Genomic DNA, 22,426 nt, shown 5'->3' with positions numbered 1-22,426 from the left:
GTGCAAACGCTTTTCAGCTCCCCTAATAAACAAAAATCCCGGACACAGTCATATCCAGGATTTTAAAAAATTTATTTGACGCTTTTTATGATTTTTCAACTTGATTAAAGTCTAGCTCTACCGGTGTCGATCTACCGAAAATCAAAACCGAAATTCTTAGCTTACTCTTTTCGTAATTAACTTCCTCTATCGTTCCGTTGAAATCTTTAAATGGGCCGTCATTGACTCTTACGACCTCACCGACCTCAAACAAAACTTTCGGCCTTGGCTTGTTAACCCCTTCCTCGACTCTATTTAAGATAGACATCGCTTCTTTTTCTGATATAGGGGCAGGTTTATCGGAAGTCCCTCCAATAAATCCTAACACTCTAGGAACATCTCTAACCATATGCCATGTTTCATCGGTCAACTCCATCTGCACCAGGACATAGCCGGGAAAAAACTTACGTTCGCTTTTGCGTTGCTGACCCATTCGCATTTCGACAACTTCTTCTGTAGGCACCAGAATTTTACCGAAATACTGTCCTAGCCCTTCTCGTTTTATCCTTTCTTCTAATGCTTCTTTTACTTTATTTTCAAAGTTCGAATAAGCATGAACGACATACCAACGTAGTGCCATTTATTATCCTCCTTGACCGGTCAATAAACGCACACCCCAGAACAAAAACATATCAAGCAACCAAAGTATTACGCCAACGATTAGAACCATTGCAAAGACCATTAAAGTCGTTCGCATTGTTTCTTGGCGCGTTGGCCAAACGACTTTTCTTACTTCTTGCTTCGATTCCAGTGCAAAATTCCAAAATCCTTGACCTATCCGAGTCGTTAACATTAGCCCCATCGCAATTAGCACGATAACGACTAGCGAGAGAACCCTATATAATAAGGCATATTCGGAAAAGTAGTAAAAACCCGCAAGACCTGCAATAACAAAAACAATTGAGAAAACTTGCTTAACAACATCACCTACCGATGCTGAGGGTTCAACTTGTGTACTCATGATTGTTATTACGATTTATAGTTATTGTATTTTTCTGATGGCAGGCCAGGAGGGAATCGAACCCCCAACCTGCGGTTTTGGAGACCGCTGCTCTGCCAATTGAGCTACTGACCTAATTCAGAAAATATTAAAATGTTATAAGCGCTTTCGTTATTCAATAATCGAAGCAACAACGCCCGCGCCAACGGTACGACCACCTTCACGAACCGCAAAACGCAAACCTTCTTCCATCGCAATCGGAGCAATCAATTTTACTTCGACATTGACGTTATCGCCCGGCATCACCATTTCTACGCCTTCCGGAAGATCGACCGCTCCGGTCACATCCGTGGTTCTGAAGTAAAATTGCGGACGGTATCCGTTAAAGAACGGAGTATGACGTCCGCCTTCGTCTTTCGACAATACGTAGATTTCCGCTCTGAAATGTGTATGCGGCTTAATCGTGCCTTTGTGCGCCAATACTTGCCCGCGCTCCACTTCGTCTCTTTTGGTGCCTCTTAACAAGACCCCAACGTTATCGCCCGCTTGACCTTGATCCAATAATTTACGGAACATTTCCACGCCCGTACAGGTGGTAACCGTTGTCGGTCTAATGCCGACGATCTCTACTTCTTGACCGACTTTGATGATACCGCGCTCTATACGACCAGTAACCACTGTGCCGCGACCGGAAATCGAGAACACGTCTTCAATCGGCATCAAGAATGGTTGATCGATTGCTCGCTCCGGCTCCGGAATATAGCTGTCTAACGCTTCTACCAGCTTAATAATCGACGGTACGCCGATCTCACTGGTATCACCTTCCAGAGCTTTTAATGCCGATCCGACGACCAACGGGGTGTCGTCACCCGGAAATTCGTACATGTCCAATAATTCTCTGACTTCCATTTCAACCAATTCGACCAACTCGGCATCATCGACCATATCGGCTTTGTTCAAATAAACAACGATATAAGGCACACCGACCTGACGCGCCAGCAATATATGCTCACGCGTTTGCGGCATTGGGCCGTCAGCTGCCGAGCATACTAAAATCGCTCCGTCCATTTGCGCAGCACCGGTAATCATGTTTTTGACGTAGTCGGCATGACCCGGACAGTCTACATGCGCATAGTGGCGTGCTTCTGATTCGTACTCTACGTGAGCCGTTGCGATTGTGATACCGCGCTCGCGCTCTTCGGGGGCGTTATCAATTTGATCGTAGGCTTTATAGACGCCGCCACGCGCATCCGCCATGACTTTGGTCAATGCTGCCGTTAATGTGGTTTTACCATGATCCACGTGACCGATGGTTCCTACGTTAACGTGTGGTTTTTTACGTTCGAATTTTTCTTTGGACATTTTACTTTCCCGAAAAAGCTTTTATTGTTGCAAATATATGGAGCCCATAACCGGATTTGAACCGGTGACCTCTTCCTTACCAAGGAAGTGCTCTACCTACTGAGCTATATGGGCAGAAACCACCGATCATCTGGAGCGGGTGATGGGAATCGAACCCACGTGACCAGCTTGGAAGGCTGGAGTTCTACCATTGAACTACACCCGCAATTTTAAATTCAAACAGGATGGTGGAGGGGGGAGGATTCGAACCTCCGAAGGCAGAGCCGGCAGATTTACAGTCTGATCCCTTTGGCCACTCGGGAACCCCTCCAAAACCAGGAGCAGGCCATTCTTACAAAATCTAACGACCTTGTCAACAAGAACAACCCTTTTTTGCGTTTTTTTCAATATTCAACTTATAAAACGCAAATTACAAACTTTTTAATTGCCTGCGAACTAACTTACACAAGCAATTTTTATACGCTTATTCTTCAGCTTCAGCTGAGGTCTCGCCTTTCTCAACTCTAGGCGGCACTACTGTCACCACCGAAACATCCGCGTCATGGTCATCGCCATGCGACAAAGCCAAAAACTCAACACCCTTCGGCGCAGCTAACTGAGAAACATGCAATGTTTCGCCAAGATTCAAACTCGACAAATCCACCTCAATATACTCAGGTAGATCCTCCGGCAAACACGCAACCTCTATATCGACCAAATTATGCATAACCACACCGCCTAATTTAGCTCCAACACAGACATCCTCATTAATAAAATGAAGAGGAACTTGCGCTTTTAGCTTTTCATTTGCCGTTACGCGCAAGAAATCCAGGTGCAGCACTCTAGCCTTGGCCGGATGCCTTTGAACAGCCTTGAGGATTGCCTTTTCCGCTTTACCCGCAACGACTACGTCCAAGATATGCGAATATACAGCCTCGTGAGCGAGATGCTTAACAACCTCATTATGATCCAGAACCAACATTTCAGGATCAGCCTCTCCGCCATAAATTACCGCAGGCACTTTTCCTTGCCGACGAACCGACTTAGCCGAAGCAGTTCCGGGCTTTTTCCGAGCTTCCGCCACGAATTCAAATACACTTGACATTACATTCTCCAAAGCTGTGCATCTATACACTTCGCTAATTTATCAATCCACATACAACGAACTAACCGACTCACCGACAGCGATACGCCTTATCGTTTCCGCCAACATTTCGGCAACGCTGAGCTGCCGAATTTTACCAATGCGACTTGCTTCTAAGCTCAACGGTATCGTATCGGTTACGACCAACTCGTCCAAAACTGAATCTCGCAAATTATCAATTGCTCTTCCAGAAAGAACAGCATGCGTACAGTAAGCTACAACCTTGACTGCACCATGACCCTTCAATGCTTCCGCCGCATGGCACAGGGTACCGGCAGTATCGACAAGATCATCGATCATGACACAGGTACGACCCTCAACATCGCCGATGATATGCATTATCTCGGAGACATTGGCTTTCGGACGCCTTTTATCTATTATAGCCAAGTCGGCATCATCAAGCCGTTTTGCCAGAGCTCTCGCTCTTACGACCCCGCCCACATCAGGCGAGACAACTATTAAATTCTTATATTTTTGCCGCCATACATCACCCAGTAAAATTGGCGACGCATACACGTTATCGACAGGAATATCGAAAAAACCCTGAATCTGATCTGCATGAAGGTCAACGGTCAATACCCGGTCCGCACCCGCCTCACCTATCATTTTGGCGACTAACTTAGCACTGATCGGAACCCTTGCCGAACGCGACCGCCTATCCTGTCTTGCATAACCATAATACGGCATAACTGCCGTTATTCGAGATGCCGATGCCCGACGGAACGCGTCGATCATCACCAACAACTCCATTAAATTCTCATTTGTCGGCGAACAAGTCGGTTGAATGACAAAGACATCCTTGCCCCTTATATTCTCCTCAACCTCAACCGCAACCTCACCGTCACTAAATCTTCCCACTGTGGCCATACCGAGCCGCATACTAAGCTTTTTAACAATACCTTCCGACAATGGCAGATTCGCATTACCGGAAAACACCATTAAAGAGGCGTCACTCATTCAGGCACTCCCAGATTGAATTAATTTGCTGTTTAGGTAATGGCTGGGCCGCCAGGATTCGAACCTGGGTATGCGGGGATCAAAACCCCGTGCCTTACCGCTTGGCGACGGCCCAAATACTTAGATATACTTACCAGTCTTAAGCATCATTCAGACTTGAGTACAACGGAGATCTGTTCATTCCTTTACACAGATAGGATTGCCACTTTCTACTCAGTGACAAATACGCTTTTTTAGCTGCCAACTCTGTATCAAACTGAGCAAAAACGCATGCTCCTGTACCTGTCAATCTTGCTTCGGAGAAATCGGACAACTCCCGCAAAGCCCCATCAACAGACGGGTAAAACTTGCGCACAACATCTAAACAATCGTTTTGGTGTTGCCCTGCAATAAAGTCGGCTATTTTGATTGATTTACTGTCCCTTGTCAAATCTTTTGATGAAAAAATTTCTTTTGTATCGACATGACAATCCGGCTTCAGCACCACGACCCATTTTTCCGGCACTTCAATTTCCTGAAGCACCTCACCTACGCCTTCCGCCCAGGCGCTATGCCCAAAAACAAAAATCGGCACATCCGCACCTAATCGCAAACCTAATTGCATAAGCCGTTCACGGGAAAGACGTAACCGCCACAAATCGTTAAGCGCGACCAAAGTCGTAGCCGCATCGGAACTCCCCCCGCCTAAGCCGCCGCCCATAGGCAGGTGCTTTTCAATCTCAATGACCACCCCCCCCTTATAACCGGTTTCATCTTTTAACAAACGAGCGGCCCGATAGGTTAAATCCTGGTCTTCCGGAACCCCGGGAAGGGGATTCCGCAACGAAATCACCGAATCACTTATAGGCCGAAATACCAGCCAATCACATAAATCAATGAACTGAAATACCGTTTGTAGCAAATGATAACCATCTTCTCTTTGCCCTACAATTCTTAGCATTAAATTTAATTTTGCCGGCGCGGGCCATCTTTTATTCACCTCACTCATGCGTATTCCATTGATCTATTATTAGCTTTAATTTCACTTCCGGATTGGAAACATCAATTTTGTAGGGCAACACCCCTCGATCGGTTTTTTGCATCTTCCTATATCGGATCGTCCAGTTATCCTGAATAAAACCATTGCCGATATTTTCGAACGACTCATTCGGATCGGTCAATCCTACCACCCAGTACCGCAATGATCTCAATGGCACATAAAAGCCCAATTGTTCGGTTATAAACTCATCGGACCAATCATAATATCTGACCGCACCTTCGCCACGATCGACATCGACATAATCATCGGCAATATGAATATTAACCGCTCCCTGACCGAAAGGCCCCGAAATACGAATCATCTCATCGCTATCCGCACGTCGCCATTCTATAGCGGCCGCCCACGAATCACTTCGAGCCGTTAACGATACACGCCCATCCAAGCTCCATTCCTGCAATTGATAAAACCCATCCCGCCCCGACTCCGAATAAACCGCCAAGTCTTTAACCGGCAAGGCTGAACATCCTGTCAAAACCGACAAAACCAACACAAGCCATCCATAGAGGTATTTTTTGCATTGACTTTTCATTCAGCGTCAAGAATGCGCCGCTGAAAATCCAAAAGATATTCATCCTCCGGCGACTTTTTTATCGTCTGTTCGAATAATTTCTTCGCCTCATCCTTGCGACCCAAGGCCCATAAGACTTCCGCCAAATGCGCCGCAATTTCGTTCTCCTGCTGCTTAGAATAAGCCTTCTGCAAATATTCTAAAGCCTTTTCATAATTGCCCAACTTAAATTGCAACCATCCGTAACTATCGATAATGACCGCCTCATCCGGCTGCAATTCCAGAGCCTTTTCAAGATAGACCCGCGCCTCCTCGTATCGGTCGGTTCTATCAGCCAAGGTATAACCCAAGGCATTTAAGGCACTCACATCATCGGGATACTGTGCCAGTATCTTTCTTAAATCCTGTTCCAGCACGTCGAGACGATCAATACGCTCTGAAACTAAAGCCCGGGTATATAACAATTCCTTTTGTTCGGGCATTTCTTCGATCGCCTTGCTTAACAAATCGAACGACTTGATATATTGCTTTTGTTCGTTATAAAACTCCGCTTCTAACAACAGCGCACGCATCTTTTCATCGGCAGACCGAGCGCGAAGGCGGCTTATCCGTTCGGAGGCCTCTTCAAATTGCTTATCTTTAATCAGTAGCGATATCCCCGCAGCCGCGGCATCGAAGCGCAAACTCCCCCTCGATACCCTATCGAACCAAACCAGAGCATCGCTATTTCTGCCATCTCGAACCGCAATTCTACCCAGATAAAAGCTTGCCTGATCACTCCATTCAGGATATGGAATCAAGCCCTTAAACAAGGATTCCGCTTTATCATCTCTCTCCATCTGTAGATTAACCAGCGCCAAAGAGAAACGCGATTCAAAATCCTCAGGCTCATCATCAATGATATCGAGATAAAGCCTGCCGGCTTCTTCATACTCGCCTAGTTTAACCAAGACTTGGGCCAACAATTTCTTGACCTTCAAGCTATCTTGATTTTGATCCAATAAATCCGTTAGATAAATCCTTGCATTAGCCAAATCACCTGAAAAAGCCGCTATTTGCGCCCTAAATAACAAAGCCTTTTCCCAATCCGGACGCAATTCAATGGCTTGGTCAATTTTCCGTTGCGCCAATACATTACTGTTTAACTGCATTGCCAACATGGCCTGAATAAAAAAAACAGTGGCTTCTTCCGGCCTTTGCTCGGCAAGATCTTCCAATACATCATAAACAAAAGTTGTATTACCTTTTTGACCCAACGCCCTAATTAACTCGACAACCGCATCTTCAAAACCCTCCGAATCCATGTCCAACAAAAACAGGGCATGCTCGATAGCCGATGGCTTTACTTCCTTTCTTAAGGCCGACAGTAAGGCAATCTTTCTTGCTGTTAAATTATCAGGCTCCTGTTTCAACCAAAGCTCGACAGCCTCATCGCCTCGTTCGCTATCTTTAATGTATAGCGCTATCTTCGCCGCACGCTCGGTCAACCTAACATCATTGACACGCTTTGCGGCCTCAAGATACCCCTCCAGGGCAACATCGTATTGCCCTCGTTGCCCGGCAATTTCAGCAGCCAGCAACATATACATAATGTCCGGCTCAATAGCAGTTTTAGGCTCCGCAGATTCGACACCTTGCTCGCCATGAGAACTCTGTGAATACTCGTCAAGATCATCCATGGCTCGCCCTCTTTCCTGAGAGGAACCGCAACCACTAAGAAAAACAAGGGCTATTACGGCAATTAACTTATAATTCGACACACTCACATCCTTCATATTTTGCAATACAGTTTTGCAATAGATTAGCAGAAAAACATTTCAGTTCGGATAGTTGTTTTACTGCATTTGAATAAAACTTAATTATTTAATTAAAATATTAAAAAATTTGACTAAAAAAATATTTTTGGCAAACAATGGCGCGCCACGGAAAACTAACCTATGACGAAATTGAAATCCGCTAAGTTCAATCGGCAATTTTCCACATGCATAATCGAGATAGCAACTTTAAACAATTTCAATAGCCCAATAAGCCTGAATTAACAAGCTAAAAACCACATTCGCTCCGAACTCTATAATTTAAAAAGATGACACTTCTTGCCGTAGGGATAAATTACAACACTGCCCCCGTTTCTATCCGAGAACGGCTAGCTTACCCTGCCGAAATATTGGATTCATCGCTCAAGGACCTTTGGCGTTTAAGGGATATATCCGAGGCCGCTATTCTATCGACTTGCAACCGAACAGAATTTTATTGCGAGTCATCAAACGAAAATAAACATATTTTAATCGATTGGATCGCTCAAACCCGTAAAATCAAGCCTAACGACTTAACCCCCTATCTTTACACCTACAACGACAGCCAGTTAATTCGGCATATGTTTCGTGTCGCATGCGGCTTGGATTCCATGGTCCTTGGCGAGCCGCAAATTTTGGGGCAAATGAAAGCCGCCTATCAAGCCGCTAATGACGCGGGAACCTTAGGCAAATATTTAGGTAAGCTCTTTCAGCACACTTTTGCCGCGGCAAAAAAAGTCAGAACCGATACCGCCATCGGGTCGAGCCCAGTTTCAGTAGCCTTCGCCGCCGTGCAATTGGCACAACAAATCTTCGACAAATTAAGCGAACAAACCGCAATTCTAATCGGCGCGGGCGAAACCATCGAATTGACGGCACGGCACTTGGTCCAACACGGTATCGGACGCATCATCATCGCCAATCGAACCTATGACAAAGCGCACGCCTTGGCAACACGCTTTAACGGTTATGCCATCGCACTATCTGAGTTACCGATGCACTTGGCCGAGGCCGATATCGTCGTTTCATCTACAGCAAGCTCATTGCCGATTTTAGGAAAGGGACGAGTTGAAAGTGCCATCAAAAAACGCAAACACAAGCCGATGTTCATGGTCGACTTGGCGGTACCGCGCGACATAGAATCGGAAGTCGAACAACTAAACGACGTCTATCTCTATACTGTCGACGATCTCAAAAACACGATCGACCAAAACATGGATAACCGGCGCAAAGCCGCCGAGCAAGCGGAAGAAATCATCGACACACAAGTCGAACATTTTCTTTCCTGGCTGCGTTCGCAAGGCGCCTTAAGCACAATCAAGGATTTCCGGATACAAGCCGAAAAAACGCGTGACGAAACTCTTGAAAAAACCTTAGTCCTTATGAGAAACGGCTTGTCCGCCGAGGAAGCGCTGCAAAGACTCGCTCACTCATTAACTAACAAGCTCATCCATACGCCCAGCGCGCAAATTCGGGAAGCCGGCGCCAACGAAAGACACGACTTAATAGCGGCGGCCCGCGAAATTTTCAAATTAAATCATACACAATGAAGCCATCCATAGAACACAAATTAGCCAACTTAAGCGAACGTTTCGATGAAATCACCGCATTATTGGCCGAACCCGAAGTACAAGCCAATCAGAATAAATTCCGCTCATTGAGCCAAGAATACGCGCAAATCAACCCGATTGTCACTTGCTATAAACGCTATCTCGATACCGCCGAAAATCTAGCCGGAGCACAAGAAATGGCCAAAGATCCGGACCCGGATCTGCGCGAAATGGCTCGCGAGGAAATACTCGCCGCCGAAAAACAACAAAAGGCTATCGAGCAAGAACTGCAGATTTTATTATTACCGAAGGACCCTAACGATAACAGGAACATTTTCCTGGAAATCCGCGCCGGGACCGGCGGCGACGAAGCGGCTATATTTTCCGGCGATCTCGCACGCATGTATCAACGCTATGCCGAGAAAAAAGGCTGGAAAACCGAGATCATCAATGAAAACGAAGGCGAACACGGCGGCTATAAGGAAATCATCCTGCGCGTATCCGGCCAAGACGTTTATTCGCAACTCAAATTCGAATCGGGCGCGCACCGGGTTCAACGCGTTCCGGAAACCGAATCTCAAGGTCGTATCCATACATCGGCCTGCACCGTTGCAGTCATGCCCGAAGTCGAGGAAGTCGATGCTGTCGACATCAACCCGGCCGACCTACGCATCGACACCTACCGCTCATCGGGCGCGGGCGGGCAGCATATCAACAAGACCGAGTCGGCAATCCGCATCACGCACATCCCGACCGGTATCGTCGTCGAATGCCAAGACGAACGCTCGCAACACAAAAACCGGGCTCGCGCCATGTCGTTACTGCATTCGCGTATATTATCGGCCGAACAGGAAAAACACCAAGCCGAACAACAAGCCAATCGCAAACTTCAAGTCGGCAGCGGCGATCGTTCCGAGCGGATTCGCACCTACAACTACCCGCAAGGCCGCATGACCGACCACCGGATCAATCTGACGCTTTATAAACTTGACGAAATCATGGAAGGCGGACTCGAGCATGTCATCGAGCCGTTGATCAACGAGCATCAAGCTGAACTGTTGACACAATTGGGCGAAGAATAAGACCGATGCCCACCGTCCAATCGGCACTGAATGATGCCGTTCAACGCTTAATCTCGGTTTCCGAATCATCCTTGCTCGACGCCGAAATCCTACTCTGCCTCGTGCTTGAAAAAGACCGCTCTCATCTGCGCGCATGGCCGGAAAAAAAATTATTGCCCGAACAAAACAGCCGTTTCGAAGCATTGCTGCAAAAACGCCTTTCGGGCATGCCGATCGCCTACATTACCGGCAACCGCGAATTCTGGTCCCGTGATTTCGAAGTCTGTCGCGATGTGCTGATTCCGAGACCCGACACCGAACTGTTGATCGAGCTGGCCTTGAAACTGATACCGGAACGGCAACCTTACCGACTGATCGATTTGGGCACCGGCTCCGGCATCATTGCCATTACCCTTGCCGCCGAGCGCCCCGATAGCGAAGTCATTGCCACCGATTTCAGCACTAACGCGCTGGCGATCGCCCGCCGAAATGCCCAGCAACATAATGTACGGAACATCCAATTTTTACAAAGCGATTGGTTAGAGGCAATAAGTGACACTGCGTTGTTCAATCTTGTCGTCAGCAACCCGCCCTATGTCTCCGATAACGATCCGCACTTGGCCGAAGGCGATGTCAGATTCGAACCCAAGTCCGCGTTAATTGCGAACAATCACGGCCTGAGCGATATCGAGCGCATCGCGACCGCCGCCAGGCGACATTTGCTTCCTCAAGGTCATTTATTGATCGAACACGGATACAATCAACAAGATCAAGTCCAGGCTATTTTTAGCCAATTGAATTACCGTAATATTGCCACTTATCCCGATCTTTCAGGTCAGCCTCGGGTCACCTATGGACAATGGCGCTCGTAGCGATTAAATTTAAACCCTCCACACGCCGACAGCGAACCATGATACAAATTTCAGAAATTCATATTCCCCGAAAAATCACCAATCAACTGCTGCATCTCGCGCAATTGTCACCCGAAACCGAGGTTTGCGGACTGATCGGAAGCCTGAACGGTATTCCGAACCATTGCTACCCTGTCGATAACAGCGCCGATCACCCTGAAAACCGGTTTTTATTGGATCCTAAACAGCAAATCGCTGCGATGGGACAAATGCGCGAAAACGGTGAGGAATTGTTCGCGATTTATCATTCCCACCCGACAACGCCGGCATTTCCTTCAAAAACCGATTTGGAAATGGCAAGCTATCCTGAAGCGCTCAATTTGATCATTTCGCTGAACACGAAAGGCGTACTGGAAATGCGCGGCTTCCGGATCGCCGAACAAAAGGCAGAGGAAGTCCCATTGATTTTGGGCTAATACTTGGTTTTGACGCAAAAGAATCGTTCGTCAGCCATCTTTACCAAGGCGTAAGCCTTCATAAATATCGCCGATATCGACAACACAACCGATCGATGCAAAAAAGACGGCCTGGCCTTGTTGAAAGAGCCGCAAATCCCATTGCTCATCGCGCCGGTAGCATTCGACACGCTGCGTATCCTGAGCGATCAACACATACTCGTCGAGACTGGATAACTTCCGGTAGTGATGAAATTTCTCTGCGCGATCGTAACGCTCGGTTGCGTCGGAGAGTATTTCGACGATCAATTTCGGCTGAGTATTAAAATGCTCATGAGTATCGTCAGCCGAACAGGTAACATGCAGATCGGGATAGAAAAAATTGTCGTCCGTTTCGGTTTGCACCCGAACCTTCATTTCGCCTGAATGAACTCGGCAAGGCGAACCTCTCAGATGCGCATGCACATGAGCGATCAGGTTCATTGCGATCGTATCATGCGCGCGCTTAACGCCGACCATCGCATAAACTTCACCCCCGACATACTCATGCTTGATGTAACTGAGTAATTCGCCTTGCAAATAATCCTCGACGCTGATTTTCAGATTTTCCGCTAATGCCATATAAACCGCGCTTATTCCATTGGATGGGCCGGAATTCCGCCCATCCAAAAACCTTACCTTTTCAATTTGGTTTTCAAAATCTTATTGACCTCGGCCGGATTCGCCTTACCCTGCATTTCCTTCATGACTTGGCCGACAAAGAAGCCGAAGACCTTATCCTTACCGCTGAGATATTGTTCAACTTGACCAGGATTGTCGGTGATGATTTTATCGATGATCGCCTCGATCGCACCGGTATCGGTAATTTGCTTTAAGCCTTGGCTTTCAATGATTTGATCGGCCGTTTCTTGGCCTTGCCACATCGCCTCGAAGACTTGTTTTGCGATTTTGCCCGAAATCGTGTCATCGGCTATACGTTTCAACAAGCCTGCCAAACGCTCGGCATCGACCGGGCATTGACCGATTTCCAAACCGGCCTTGTTCAGAGCGCCGAGCACGTCGCCGGTTACCCAATTTGTACAAATCTTCGCTTCGCCGCCGGATGCATCGACCAATGCTTCGTAGTAATCGGCTAATTGCCTCGACGAAGTCAGCGTAGCAGCACTCTCATCGTCCTGACCGTATTGCTCGATAAAACGCCGTTTCTTCGCATCGGGCAACTCCGGTAAGGTAACGCGCACCTCGTCTTTGAAGGCTTCGGTAATCTCGACCGGCAATAAATCGGGGTCGGGAAAATAACGGTAGTCGTTCGCCTCTTCCTTGCCGCGCATCGAGCGGGTTTCATCTTTATTCGCATCGTAAAGCCGCGTTTCCTGTACGACCTTACCGCCGCTTTCGATCAGGTCGATCTGGCGCTCGATTTCGTGATTGATCGCTTTTTCGACAAAGCGGAACGAGTTGATGTTTTTGATCTCGGCGCGCGTGCCGAATTCCGCCTGACCTCTCGGACGCACCGAAACGTTGGCATCACAACGGAACGAACCTTCTTGCATGTTGCCGTCGCAGATTTCGAGGTAACGCACGAGTTCGTGCAGCTTGCGCATATAGGCGACCGCTTCTTTCGCCGAACGCATGTCGGGATCCGAAACGATTTCCAGCAATGGTGTGCCGGCACGATTCAAATCGATACCGGTCAGGCCGTGAAAATCCTCATGCAGGGACTTGCCTGCGTCTTCCTCCAAATGCGCGCGTGTAACGCCAATGCGCTTCGTTACCCCATCAACGTCGATATCCAGGTGTCCGTTGCCGACGATCGGCAACTCGAACTGACTGATCTGATAACCTTTCGGCAGATCCGGATAAAAATAATTTTTGCGCGCGAAGACCGAGTAAGGCGCGATTTCTGCCTCGATCGCGAGACCGAATTTGACGGCCATGCGCACGGCCTCTTGATTCAATACCGGCAACACGCCGGGCAAGCCTAAATCGACCGCGCAAGCTTGTGTGTTCGGTTCGGCGCCGTAAGCTGTCGATGCGCCTGAAAAAATTTTGGATTTTGTCGCGAGTTGTGCATGAATTTCCAACCCGATGACGACTTCCCATTGTGAATTCATTGCTTATTCCTTATTGATTTATTCGGCAAAAACTTCGACCAAATCGATTTTTAGTTCGGGAAAAAGATAGGGCTGTACCGTTTCGTCGCCTGCATAGAGGCCATGGAGCCTATAGACTTCGCCATCCCGGTCCAACACGAATTGCTGCACGGCGCGTTCATACGGAAACACCAACCAGTATTCGCCGACGCCGCTTTCCTGATACAGATCGTATTTGAAGCGAAGTTCCTTCTTATTATTGCCCGGAGAAAGCACTTCGATGATCCAATCGGGCGCGCCGTCGCAGCCCTGTTCGGTCAGCTTGTTTTTATCGCAGATCACGCACAAATCGGGCTGTACGACACTGAAAACTTCGCGGTCGCTCAATTTCGATTTGCGGCGATCGTAAAGCTTAACGTCGAACGGCGCGGCAAATACTTCGCAGGACTGGCTCTTGAAATAAGCACCCAAATCCAGAAATAATTTGCCGGAAATCCGCTGATGCTTGACATTCGGCGCCGGCGACATCGTAAAGATCTTGCCTTTGATCAACTCGACCGTTTGATCCAAACGCCACGTCAAATAATCGGCGTAGCAGTAGCTCCCGTTCATATCCAATTGCGACAATTCGGTAACTTTGGCCATATCCAACCTCTTTTATTCGAACCCTTTCGGCACCTGCTTGTGCCAGTCAGTATTCATCTGATAGCGATGAGCTACATTCAACAACCGGTCCTCGGCAAAATAATTCCCGATGATTTGCAAACCGACCGGTTTATTGTCAACGAAACCGGCCGGAATCGACATGGCCGGAAGACCTGCCAGATTGACCGCGATTGTATAAATATCGGACAAATACATTTGAATTGGGTCGCCGGTTTTTTCGCCGAGACCGAACGCCACCGTCGGCGATACCGGGCCCATCAGCACATCAACCTCAGCTAATGCGCTTTTGAAATCGTCAGTGATCAAACGCCTGACTTTTTGAGCTTTTAAATAATAGGCATCGTAATAACCGGCCGACAAAGCATAGGTTCCGATCAAGATACGGCGCTTAACTTCCTTGCCGAATGCTTCGCCGCGCGAGCGCGTATACAAATCGGCCAAATCGGCCGGATTGTCGCAGCGGTAACCGAAACGGACGCCGTCGAAACGAGACAGATTAGCCGAACATTCGGCCGGTGCAATCACATAATAAGCCGGAATCGCGTATTTCAGATTCGGCATTGAGACTTCTTTGACCTCGGCGCCCAATTTGCGATATTCATTGACGGCTGTTTCGATGACTGCGGCGATTTCGCCATTCAACCCTTCACCGAAAAATTCTTTCGGCAGACCGATTTTCAGACCGCTTAACGGTTGATTCAGCCCGGCCGAATAATCGGGAACCGGCATATCGACGCTAGTCGAATCCTTCTCGTCGAAACCAGCCATCGCTTGCAGCATGATAGCCGCATCCTCGGCTGTACGCGTCATCGGGCCTCCTTGATCGAGGCTTGAGGCATAGGCAATCATGCCATAGCGGGAAACGCGCCCATAAGTCGGCTTCAAACCGGTAATACCGCAGAAAGCCGCCGGTTGACGTATCGAACCGCCCGTATCCGTACCTGTCGCACCTGCCGTGAGTCCTGCAGCAACCGCCGCGGCCGACCCGCCCGAAGAGCCGCCCGGAACGCATGTAACATCCCACGGATTTTGTACCGGACCGTAAAAACTGGTTTCGTTCGACGAACCCATCGCAAACTCGTCCATGTTCAATTTACCGAGCGTCACAGCACCGGCCCGGTTCAGTTTTTCGACGACGGTCGCATTGTACGGCGAAATGAAATTATCGAGCATCTTCGAACCACAAGACGTTTTAACGCCATCGGTGCAGAAAATATCTTTTTGCGCAATCGGTATTCCGGTTAATAAATCGGCCGTTCTTGCCGCCAACCGTTTATCCGCGGCTTCGGCTTGGGCAAGCGCCTGCTCGGCCGTCACGGTAATGTATGCATTGAGCGCCGAAAACTGCCGAATCCGTTCTAAATAGTCTTGCGTCAACTCCACGCTGGAAAATTCGCCGGAACGCAAGCCTCGAGCTAGTTCGGCGATGGTTTTATTATTCATAGCCTTCCCCCATCCTTCATTCGATCACCTTAGGGACCAAATACAATCCCAATTCGACTTGAGGCGCAATCGCTTGAAATTTTTCTCTCATATTCGACTCGGTCACCCGGTCCGGTCTCAGCCTCTGGCATTGCTCCATGGGATGCGCCATGGGAGCAACTCCCTCGGTACTTAATCCGCTCATTTGCGTAACCAAATCGAGTATGCCGGATAAATCGCGTGCATAAGTGTCGACATCTTGAATATCGACGCCCAACCTTGCCAAGTGCGCAATTTTATTTACATCTTCAGTCGTTAAAGACATTTTCAAACTCCATTATTCATCAATCCGAAAACATGACTATTCGCAGCTCAAAATTCGAGCATTTCATAACTTTCTGGAAGCATCTAAGGATTTAGTCGAAAATAACTTCCCTATTTTTTGGAGGGTTCGTTTGCTCGATTGGCAGATATCGGCAGCTTACACGGACGTATTCACGGCGTCCTGCCAATCGAGTTACCGAACCCTCAACAAAGCTCATAGTTCCAGGAGGTTATTTATCACGAAATCCTAAAGCGTATCCGTATGTGGTTTATCTAAAAAATCCGATTTATACCCAATCGTAGATCGAAATTCGGCGCCGGAGTGCCCGTCAAAGGATGCCGTGAATACGTCCTGTAGGCTCTATGCCAGCATCCATGCAGGCAAAGCCTTTGCCGAACACCCCTGCGCCTCCTCGGGCACTGCCGAAATTTGAAGTGCGAAAGGTATACCAATTCTCGCGAATCCGGCGGCATTGCACGACCGTAATTTCCGTGCCGGCTTATAGCCACAATAACCATACCCTTGCCCGGAAAAAGCGGTTAATTTCAGTGCGGCAACAAGCGAATATTGAAACGGAATTTTGAATTGCGATAAGTATAATACTTTATATCTTGCTCAATTACCCGCTTGATTGATAAAGTAATACAATTTATTCGCTCAGGATACAGGTTAATAAATGTTCAAACGAATACGCGGCCTTTTTTCCAACGATCTCTCGATAGATTTAGGAACCGCCAACACTTTGATTTACGTTCCGGGAAAAGGAATCGTATTAAACGAACCCTCGGTTGTGGCCATCAAGGAAGACAAAATTCGCGGAGCTAAAACCATTGCGGCGGTAGGTATGGAAGCCAAAATGATGCTTGGCCGAACCCCCGGCAACATAACCGCGATTCGCCCTTTGAAAGATGGCGTGATTGCCGATTTCGCCGTAACCGAACGCATGCTGCGGTATTTCATCGAAAAGGTTCACGAAAACAAACTGCTACGACCCAGCCCTCGCATCCTGATTTGCGTCCCATGCGGATCAACCCAAGTAGAACGCCGAGCGATTCGAGAATCCGCCTCGATGGCCGGCGCCCGTGAAGTCTATTTAATCGAGGAACCTATGTCGGCTGCGGTCGGTGCAGGACTCCCCGTCGACGAAGCCCAAGGTTCGATGGTACTCGATATAGGCGGAGGCACATCGGAAGTCGCCGTCATCTCATTGAACGGTATTGTCTACTCAGCATCGGTACGAATCGGAGGCGATCGTTTCGATGAGGCGATCATCAATTATGTCCGCCGTAATTACGGCACACTGATCGGCGAGGCTACCGCCGAACGAATCAAACATGAAATCGGGGCCGCTTACCCGGGTAGCGAAGTCAAAGAAATCGAAGTCAAAGGGCGCAATCTCGCCGAAGGCGTACCGCGCAGTTTTTCGTTAAACAGCAATGAAATTCTGGAAGCGCTTCAAGACCCTTTGTCCGGCATCGTCGGTTCTGTTAAAGTCGCATTGGAACAAACTCCGCCGGAACTTGGCGCCGATGTCGCCAACCGCGGTATTGTTCTAACCGGCGGCGGCGCACTACTCAAAGATATCGACCGTTTGATCGCAGAAGAAACCGGACTACCGGTTTATATCGCCGACGACCCACTAACCTGCGTGGCTCGCGGCGGTGGAATCGTTTTGGAAATGTTGGATAAAAAAGGCCCTAGCGCATTTTCGCTAGAGTAGCTTCAACGGCAAAACAATGCTCGCCAAGACGTTTGGTTCGGCGGAATCGAAGCCTTGAATAGCTTACCAAAACAATTTCCACGGACGGAATGTCGATTCGAATGATACGCGTTCGAACTATCCAAATAATATTCTGTCCATTATGGACTATTTGCCTATACGGTTCATTTTCGAGGTAATCGTTATCAATCCTTTATTTGCCACCGGCCCTTCGATTAATACGCGACTGCTGGTGGCGGTAGTGGCTTCAATCGCGCTTCTGGTCGCTGAACGCAAAAGCTCGCAACTGGACAAACTTCGTAGCGTACTATCAATGATTACCTATCCGATTCAATCGATTACGGACTGGCCTCTACATCACTCCAAAGAAACCGTAGAATCGATAAAATCACTTTATAGTCTAAAAGAAGAAAATGAACAGCTGCGTCAGGAACAATTGATTTACAAATCCCAACTACTTAAGTACGAAGCTCTGGAGCAAGAAAATATCCGGCTGAGGGCCTTACTGGAAAAATCCTTTAAATTGGGCGAACAGGTACTCGTCGCCGAGTTATTGTCCGTCAACCTAGCCCCTTTCGAACATGTCGTCGTCGTCGATAAAGGAACGCGGTTCGGCGTGCATGCTCAGCAAGCGGTTTTGGATGCTTACGGTGTGGTCGGCCAAGTATACCGTGCGCTTCCGCTCAGCTCTGAAATCATGCTAATTACCGACCCGGGCCATGCGATCCCAGTACAAATCAATCGTAACGGTTTACGCACGATCGCAGTCGGCAGCGGGCGAATCAACAGGCTAATATTGCCTTATTTAGCAAACAACGCCGACATCAAGGAAGGCGATCTACTGATTAGCTCCGGCCTAGGCGGTATTTTTCCGCAAGGCTATCCTGTTGCTGTCGTCGAAAAAATAATCCCCCAGCCTAACAAACCTTTTGCCGAAATATACGCAACCCCTAAGGCGCAATTAAATCGAAGCCGGGAATTGTTAATCGTATGGAAAAGCGAAGCGCCTATCCCGCTGGAAACTCAAGAAACAGAACAAGCGGATGAAAATCATGCCGAAGAATAATACTTTCGGCTACGGCCGTTATCTTCTCTCGATCATATTTGCCATGAGCCTGAATATTGCCGCCTGGCCTCAACCTATGGCGCCATTCAATCCCAATTGGATATTGCTCGTAGTTATTTACTGGGTACTGGCAGCACCCGAACGAGTCGGCATATTTAGCGCTTGGACCATCGGCTTACTGACTGACGTATTAACCGGTAGAATGCTAGGCTTGAATGCGCTCATCAACTCGCTAGTTGCCTTCCTGTGTTTGAGGTTACACAAGCGACTCAGACAATACCCGATTCTGCAACAAGGCCTATTTATCTTTTTTTGCCTTCTCGTATCTCAATTTTTGATTTTCTGGATCACTGATAGCCAAACTATCGCACGCGCTTCTTACACTTTTTGGTTACCCGTACTAACCGGCACCCTTTTCTGGCCTTTAGTCTTTTTTTCTTTGCGTGCAATACGGCTCTACCGACGCATTCGTTGAGTCGTTCGTCTCATGCCTCGCACCTACACCATAAAAAACCCGGCGGAGGAAAACCGCATTTTTACGGGACGCGCCATTGTCGCGATGATCTTCATTCTACTGCTGTCGATCGGCTTAATCGTCCGTTTGGTTTACTTGCAGATCGTCGGTCACGAACATTACGCGACCCTAGCAAAAAACAATCACATTAAAATATCGCCTCTGCCACCGACCCGCGGCATCATCTTCGACCGAAAAGGTAGGGTGTTGGCAGATAATGTTCCAACATACAGCCTTGAATTGATCCCCGAACAAATCAAAAATCTCGACGATACGCTCGCACGATTACAAGAGTTACTGGACATTCCCGAAGATAAAATCGAGCAGTACCAAAAATTGCGCAAACGCGAAAAACGTTTTACCAGTACGCCGCTATTACTGCGTATGACCGAGGAAGAAATCGCCAAGTTTGCTGCAGTTAGACCTTATTTTCCCGGTGTCGATATTCATGCTCGTTTGGTCAGGCACTACCCCTACGACATTCTAACTTCACATGTCATCGGTTATGTTGGCCGCATCAATGAAAATGAATTAAAAACGCTCCCGGTCTCCGAATATCGCGGCACTCACCATGTCGGCAAAGTCGGCATCGAATTAGCTTATGAGACTGAACTACACGGCAAAGCCGGCTATGCCGAAATAGAAACCAACGCGCAATCTCGAGCGATCAGTACTTTAAAAACAGTCGATCCGACTGCGGGATCGAACCTACACCTAACTCTCGATATCGATCTACAAAAGATCGCTTATGATGCACTCGATATTTACAATGGGGCGGTCGTGGCGATCGAGATAAAAACCGGCGGCGTCTTGGTATTTACCAGTCGCCCCGGCTTCGACCCGAATCCGTTCGTCTACGGTATCGACAGTAAATCTTATAAAGAACTGCAAACCTCGGATGCCCAACCGATGTTTAATCGAGCGCTGAGAGGTCAATACCCGCCCGGCTCAACAATCAAGCCTTTTATGGCCTTGGCAGGGCTTGAATATCAAGTGACCCACCCAGGCCAAAAGACTTATTGCCCAGGTTATTTTCAACTACCCAATGTCAAACATAAATACCGGGATTGGAAAAGAGGCGGCCATGGTACCGTGGACTTGAATCTCGCAATCGTGCAGTCTTGCGACGTGTACTTTTACAGCCTGGCCTTATCGCTCGGCATCGACAACATCCACCGTTTTTTCACGCAGTTCGGCTTCGGAGAAAAATCCGGCATCGACCTAGTCGGCGAGCTACCGGGCCTACAACCCTCGAAACAATGGAAGCGCAAAGCCCGTAATCAATCCTGGTATCCCGGCGAAACGGTTATAACCGGCATCGGCCAAGGTTACACCCAGGTCACGCCGCTGCAATTGGCTAGAGCTACTGCAACGCTGGCCAATAAAGGCAAGGTCGTCCATCCGCATCTGGTAGGATCGTTTACCGACAATGGCGTTCTGAAACCCGCGGAAGCCAAACCGGAAACCACCCTCGCGCTAAATCCCAGAAATATCGACGCGGTCGTCTCCGCGATGATCAATGTGGTACATAGCGCCAGGGGTACGGCCAGAGTCATCAGCCGCGGCATCGATTATCAAATTGCCGGCAAGACCGGCACGGCCCAGGTCTTTACCGTCAAACAAGAAAAGCGCTATAACGAAAACGAAATCGCTTTTAAACTGCGCGATCATGCTTTATTCATGGCATTCGCGCCGGCTCATGACCCGCAAATCGCGGTTGCCGTCATTGCCGAAAACGGAGGTCATGGCGGCACGGTTGCGGCACCGATAGCCGGAAAAATCATTCGTCAATATTTACAGGAACCCAGCGATGAAGACCGAAACGCGCAGTGAACAATTCATACCGCACTCGCTCCTCGGCAATCTATTGAGAAAATTGCATATCGACATTCCCTTGCTGATATGTTTGCTGCTAGTTCTTAGCCTAAGCTTTCTGATTTTGTATAGCGCCAGCGGACAAGATACCGACATTCTGATCCGTCAGGCTACCCGCATGCTGATTGCCTTTGTCCTGATGATCGTGCTTGCGCATATTAATCCTTATCAATTCAAACGTTATTCGACGGTTCTATACGGAATCGGCGTAACCTTGCTGGTTGCCGTGCTGATCATGGGGCAAATCGGTAAAGGCGCACAGCGTTGGCTCGACTTAGGCTTCTTTCGCTTTCAGCCCTCTGAAATGCTAAAGATTACCGCACCGATGATGATCGCCTGGTATTTATCGGAAAACACGTTGCCCCCGAAGTGGAAACAAATGGGTATCGCAGGCTTGTTGCTCCTGCTGCCGACGCTATTGATTGCAAAGCAACCCGATCTCGGCACCTCGATATTGGTCTTCAGCTCGGGAGCCGCGGTCATCTTTTTCGCCGGACTGTCATGGCGATTCATCTTCAGCATCGGCGCTATTATTGCTTCGCTGACCCCCATCATTTGGCATTTTATGCGCGATTATCAACGCGCCCGGGTTTTGACCTTTCTCGACCCGGAAGCCGACCCGCTCGGTCGCGGCTATCATATCATTCAATCGAAAATAGCCATCGGCTCCGGCGGCATCTACGGCAAGGGCTGGCAAGGCAGCACCCAGGCCCCACTCGATTTTCTGCCTGAAAGCTCAACCGACTTCATTTTCGCTGTGTTTGCTGAAGAATTCGGTCTCTCCGGCTGCCTTGTGTTAATCGCGCTCTACATTGTCATTATCAGTCGTTGCCTGTATATTTCAATACAAGCGCAAGACAGTTACAGCCGCTTATTAGCAGGAAGCCTCAGCTTTACATTTTTTGTCTATGTCTTTGTTAACATAGGCATGGTCATCGGCATCTTACCGGTTGTCGGCGTCCCGTTACCGCTGATCAGCTACGGCGGCACCTCGATGGTTACCTTGCTCGCAGGATTCGGCATCCTGATGTCTATCCATACCCACAAAAAATTCTTACCGACTTAAC

General features: G+C 48.4%; 22 protein-coding genes and 5 tRNA genes. 9 read left to right on the top strand and 18 right to left on the bottom strand.

From position 1 onward, the window contains the following. Positions 1-85: 85 nt before the first annotated feature. The 13 genes from nusG to EQU24_RS03755 form a co-directional block, all read right to left on the bottom strand. Positions 86-619, bottom strand: coding sequence for a transcription termination/antitermination protein NusG (nusG, locus tag EQU24_RS03815; RefSeq protein ID WP_017840770.1), 534 nt, complete (start codon positions 617-619; stop codon positions 86-88). A gap of 3 nt (positions 620-622) precedes the next feature. Beyond that, positions 623-1,000: a preprotein translocase subunit SecE gene (gene secE, locus EQU24_RS03810; protein ID WP_017840771.1), complete on the bottom strand. Its 378-nt coding sequence runs from the start codon at positions 998-1,000 to the stop codon at positions 623-625. A gap of 38 nt (positions 1,001-1,038) precedes the next feature. Further along, positions 1,039-1,114 (bottom strand) — tRNA-Trp (locus EQU24_RS03805). Positions 1,115-1,150: 36 nt separating this feature from the next. Beyond that, positions 1,151-2,341: an elongation factor Tu gene (gene tuf, locus EQU24_RS03800; RefSeq protein ID WP_017840760.1), complete on the bottom strand. Its 1,191-nt coding sequence runs from the start codon at positions 2,339-2,341 to the stop codon at positions 1,151-1,153. Positions 2,342-2,379: 38 nt separating this feature from the next. After that, positions 2,380-2,455, bottom strand: a tRNA-Thr gene (locus EQU24_RS03795). 17 nt (positions 2,456-2,472) lie between these two features. Then, a tRNA-Gly gene (locus EQU24_RS03790) sits at positions 2,473-2,546 on the bottom strand. Between the two features lie 20 nt (positions 2,547-2,566). Next, positions 2,567-2,651: transfer RNA gene (locus tag EQU24_RS03785), tRNA-Tyr, on the bottom strand. Positions 2,652-2,804: 153 nt separating this feature from the next. After that, a complete protein-coding gene (locus EQU24_RS03780) occupies positions 2,805-3,425 on the bottom strand; it encodes a 50S ribosomal protein L25/general stress protein Ctc (protein WP_017840772.1) in 621 nt (206 codons plus the stop codon). A gap of 42 nt (positions 3,426-3,467) precedes the next feature. Then, positions 3,468-4,421: a ribose-phosphate diphosphokinase gene (locus tag EQU24_RS03775; RefSeq protein WP_017840773.1), complete on the bottom strand. Its 954-nt coding sequence runs from the start codon at positions 4,419-4,421 to the stop codon at positions 3,468-3,470. Between the two features lie 40 nt (positions 4,422-4,461). Next, positions 4,462-4,536 (bottom strand) — tRNA-Gln (locus tag EQU24_RS03770). A 24-nt stretch (positions 4,537-4,560) separates the two neighbouring features. Then, positions 4,561-5,409, bottom strand: coding sequence for a 4-(cytidine 5'-diphospho)-2-C-methyl-D-erythritol kinase (ispE, locus tag EQU24_RS03765; protein ID WP_017840774.1), 849 nt, complete (start codon positions 5,407-5,409; stop codon positions 4,561-4,563). Next, complete coding sequence (gene lolB / locus EQU24_RS03760) at positions 5,402-5,989, bottom strand: lipoprotein insertase outer membrane protein LolB (protein WP_017840775.1); 588 nt, start codon at positions 5,987-5,989, stop codon at positions 5,402-5,404. The genes ispE and lolB overlap by 8 nt, the downstream gene beginning before the upstream one ends. After that, positions 5,986-7,647 (bottom strand): tetratricopeptide repeat protein, encoded by a 1,662-nt coding sequence (locus tag EQU24_RS03755; RefSeq protein ID WP_017840776.1) that lies wholly within the window; start codon positions 7,645-7,647, stop codon positions 5,986-5,988. Before EQU24_RS03755 ends, lolB begins: the two co-directional genes overlap by 4 nt. A gap of 404 nt (positions 7,648-8,051) precedes the next feature. Here EQU24_RS03755 and hemA point away from each other — a divergent pair, with 404 nt between their 5' ends. The 4 genes from hemA to EQU24_RS03735 are packed head-to-tail and all read left to right on the top strand — an operon-like array spanning position 8,052 to position 11,699. Then, positions 8,052-9,311: a glutamyl-tRNA reductase gene (gene hemA / locus EQU24_RS03750; RefSeq protein ID WP_026130173.1), complete on the top strand. Its 1,260-nt coding sequence runs from the start codon at positions 8,052-8,054 to the stop codon at positions 9,309-9,311. Next, positions 9,308-10,393 (top strand): peptide chain release factor 1, encoded by a 1,086-nt coding sequence (gene prfA / locus EQU24_RS03745; RefSeq protein ID WP_017840778.1) that lies wholly within the window; start codon positions 9,308-9,310, stop codon positions 10,391-10,393. The genes hemA and prfA overlap by 4 nt, the downstream gene beginning before the upstream one ends. A 5-nt stretch (positions 10,394-10,398) precedes the next feature. Continuing rightward, positions 10,399-11,244 carry a peptide chain release factor N(5)-glutamine methyltransferase gene (gene prmC, locus EQU24_RS03740; protein ID WP_017840779.1) on the top strand — a complete coding sequence of 282 codons (846 nt, stop codon included), beginning with the start codon at positions 10,399-10,401 and terminating at the stop codon, positions 11,242-11,244. 38 nt (positions 11,245-11,282) lie between these two features. After that, complete coding sequence (locus EQU24_RS03735) at positions 11,283-11,699, top strand: M67 family metallopeptidase (RefSeq protein WP_017840780.1); 417 nt, start codon at positions 11,283-11,285, stop codon at positions 11,697-11,699. 30 nt (positions 11,700-11,729) lie between these two features. Here EQU24_RS03735 and EQU24_RS03730 read toward each other — a convergent pair whose 3' ends face one another. Genes EQU24_RS03730 through gatC form a run of 5 tightly spaced genes read right to left on the bottom strand, consistent with a single transcriptional unit; the run spans position 11,730 to position 16,184 of the window. After that, positions 11,730-12,299, bottom strand: a complete 570-nt coding sequence (locus tag EQU24_RS03730) for a Uma2 family endonuclease (RefSeq protein WP_017840781.1) — start codon at positions 12,297-12,299, stop codon at positions 11,730-11,732. 53 nt (positions 12,300-12,352) lie between these two features. Then, positions 12,353-13,792 carry an Asp-tRNA(Asn)/Glu-tRNA(Gln) amidotransferase subunit GatB gene (gene gatB / locus EQU24_RS03725; protein WP_017840782.1) on the bottom strand — a complete coding sequence of 480 codons (1,440 nt, stop codon included), beginning with the start codon at positions 13,790-13,792 and terminating at the stop codon, positions 12,353-12,355. Between the two features lie 18 nt (positions 13,793-13,810). Beyond that, positions 13,811-14,416, bottom strand: coding sequence for a Uma2 family endonuclease (locus EQU24_RS03720; protein ID WP_017840783.1), 606 nt, complete (start codon positions 14,414-14,416; stop codon positions 13,811-13,813). 12 nt (positions 14,417-14,428) lie between these two features. Next, positions 14,429-15,880: an Asp-tRNA(Asn)/Glu-tRNA(Gln) amidotransferase subunit GatA gene (gene gatA, locus EQU24_RS03715; protein ID WP_017840784.1), complete on the bottom strand. Its 1,452-nt coding sequence runs from the start codon at positions 15,878-15,880 to the stop codon at positions 14,429-14,431. A gap of 16 nt (positions 15,881-15,896) precedes the next feature. Then, a complete protein-coding gene (gene gatC, locus EQU24_RS03710) occupies positions 15,897-16,184 on the bottom strand; it encodes an Asp-tRNA(Asn)/Glu-tRNA(Gln) amidotransferase subunit GatC (protein ID WP_017840785.1) in 288 nt (95 codons plus the stop codon). A gap of 676 nt (positions 16,185-16,860) precedes the next feature. Here gatC and EQU24_RS03705 point away from each other — a divergent pair. From EQU24_RS03705 to rodA, 5 genes are all read left to right on the top strand, one after another. Next, the gene (locus EQU24_RS03705; RefSeq protein ID WP_014149802.1) at positions 16,861-17,904 is read left to right on the top strand and encodes a rod shape-determining protein; all 1,044 of its coding nucleotides are present in this window, start codon (positions 16,861-16,863) and stop codon (positions 17,902-17,904) included. A gap of 142 nt (positions 17,905-18,046) precedes the next feature. Further along, on the top strand, positions 18,047-18,970 hold the full coding sequence (gene mreC, locus EQU24_RS03700) for a rod shape-determining protein MreC (protein WP_017840786.1): 924 nt from the start codon (positions 18,047-18,049) through the stop codon (positions 18,968-18,970). Further along, entirely contained in the window at positions 18,957-19,445 is a 489-nt protein-coding gene (gene mreD, locus EQU24_RS03695; RefSeq protein ID WP_026130175.1) for a rod shape-determining protein MreD, read from the top strand. Before mreC ends, mreD begins: the two co-directional genes overlap by 14 nt. 12 nt (positions 19,446-19,457) lie before the next feature. Beyond that, positions 19,458-21,317 carry a penicillin-binding protein 2 gene (gene mrdA / locus EQU24_RS03690; RefSeq protein WP_017840788.1) on the top strand — a complete coding sequence of 620 codons (1,860 nt, stop codon included), beginning with the start codon at positions 19,458-19,460 and terminating at the stop codon, positions 21,315-21,317. Then, entirely contained in the window at positions 21,295-22,425 is a 1,131-nt protein-coding gene (rodA, locus tag EQU24_RS03685) for a rod shape-determining protein RodA (RefSeq protein WP_017840789.1), read from the top strand. The genes mrdA and rodA overlap by 23 nt, the downstream gene beginning before the upstream one ends. The last annotated feature ends 1 nt before the right edge of the window (position 22,426 follow it).

The organism is Methylotuvimicrobium buryatense, from assembly GCF_005931095.1.
GTDB classification, from domain to species: Bacteria; Pseudomonadota; Gammaproteobacteria; order Methylococcales; family Methylomonadaceae; genus Methylotuvimicrobium; species Methylotuvimicrobium buryatense.
The sequence above is the reverse complement of the archived record's forward strand: the minus strand, read 5'-3'. Positions and strand labels throughout refer to the sequence as shown.

What these genes read in the sequence shown, in the direction of transcription:
- prmC (WP_017840779.1), top strand. Translation starts at nt 10,399, where the DNA reads ATGCCCACCGTCCAATCGGCACTGAATGATGCCGTTCAACGCTTAATC.
- EQU24_RS03780 (WP_017840772.1), bottom strand. Translation starts at nt 3,425, where the DNA reads ATGTCAAGTGTATTTGAATTCGTGGCGGAAGCTCGGAAAAAGCCCGGA.
- hemA (WP_026130173.1), top strand. Translation starts at nt 8,052, where the DNA reads ATGACACTTCTTGCCGTAGGGATAAATTACAACACTGCCCCCGTTTCT.
- gatC (WP_017840785.1), bottom strand. Translation starts at nt 16,184, where the DNA reads ATGTCTTTAACGACTGAAGATGTAAATAAAATTGCGCACTTGGCAAGG.
- mreD (WP_026130175.1), top strand. Translation starts at nt 18,957, where the DNA reads ATGCCGAAGAATAATACTTTCGGCTACGGCCGTTATCTTCTCTCGATC.
- nusG (WP_017840770.1), bottom strand. Translation starts at nt 619, where the DNA reads ATGGCACTACGTTGGTATGTCGTTCATGCTTATTCGAACTTTGAAAAT.
- prfA (WP_017840778.1), top strand. Translation starts at nt 9,308, where the DNA reads ATGAAGCCATCCATAGAACACAAATTAGCCAACTTAAGCGAACGTTTC.
- mreC (WP_017840786.1), top strand. Translation starts at nt 18,047, where the DNA reads ATGGACTATTTGCCTATACGGTTCATTTTCGAGGTAATCGTTATCAAT.
- EQU24_RS03705 (WP_014149802.1), top strand. Translation starts at nt 16,861, where the DNA reads ATGTTCAAACGAATACGCGGCCTTTTTTCCAACGATCTCTCGATAGAT.
- gatB (WP_017840782.1), bottom strand. Translation starts at nt 13,792, where the DNA reads ATGAATTCACAATGGGAAGTCGTCATCGGGTTGGAAATTCATGCACAA.
- EQU24_RS03735 (WP_017840780.1), top strand. Translation starts at nt 11,283, where the DNA reads ATGATACAAATTTCAGAAATTCATATTCCCCGAAAAATCACCAATCAA.
- lolB (WP_017840775.1), bottom strand. Translation starts at nt 5,989, where the DNA reads ATGAAAAGTCAATGCAAAAAATACCTCTATGGATGGCTTGTGTTGGTT.
- mrdA (WP_017840788.1), top strand. Translation starts at nt 19,458, where the DNA reads ATGCCTCGCACCTACACCATAAAAAACCCGGCGGAGGAAAACCGCATT.
- EQU24_RS03755 (WP_017840776.1), bottom strand. Translation starts at nt 7,647, where the DNA reads ATGGATGATCTTGACGAGTATTCACAGAGTTCTCATGGCGAGCAAGGT.
- rodA (WP_017840789.1), top strand. Translation starts at nt 21,295, where the DNA reads ATGAAGACCGAAACGCGCAGTGAACAATTCATACCGCACTCGCTCCTC.
- secE (WP_017840771.1), bottom strand. Translation starts at nt 1,000, where the DNA reads ATGAGTACACAAGTTGAACCCTCAGCATCGGTAGGTGATGTTGTTAAG.
- gatA (WP_017840784.1), bottom strand. Translation starts at nt 15,880, where the DNA reads ATGAATAATAAAACCATCGCCGAACTAGCTCGAGGCTTGCGTTCCGGC.
- EQU24_RS03720 (WP_017840783.1), bottom strand. Translation starts at nt 14,416, where the DNA reads ATGGCCAAAGTTACCGAATTGTCGCAATTGGATATGAACGGGAGCTAC.
- ispE (WP_017840774.1), bottom strand. Translation starts at nt 5,409, where the DNA reads ATGAGTGAGGTGAATAAAAGATGGCCCGCGCCGGCAAAATTAAATTTA.
- EQU24_RS03775 (WP_017840773.1), bottom strand. Translation starts at nt 4,421, where the DNA reads ATGAGTGACGCCTCTTTAATGGTGTTTTCCGGTAATGCGAATCTGCCA.
- tuf (WP_017840760.1), bottom strand. Translation starts at nt 2,341, where the DNA reads ATGTCCAAAGAAAAATTCGAACGTAAAAAACCACACGTTAACGTAGGA.
- EQU24_RS03730 (WP_017840781.1), bottom strand. Translation starts at nt 12,299, where the DNA reads ATGGCATTAGCGGAAAATCTGAAAATCAGCGTCGAGGATTATTTGCAA.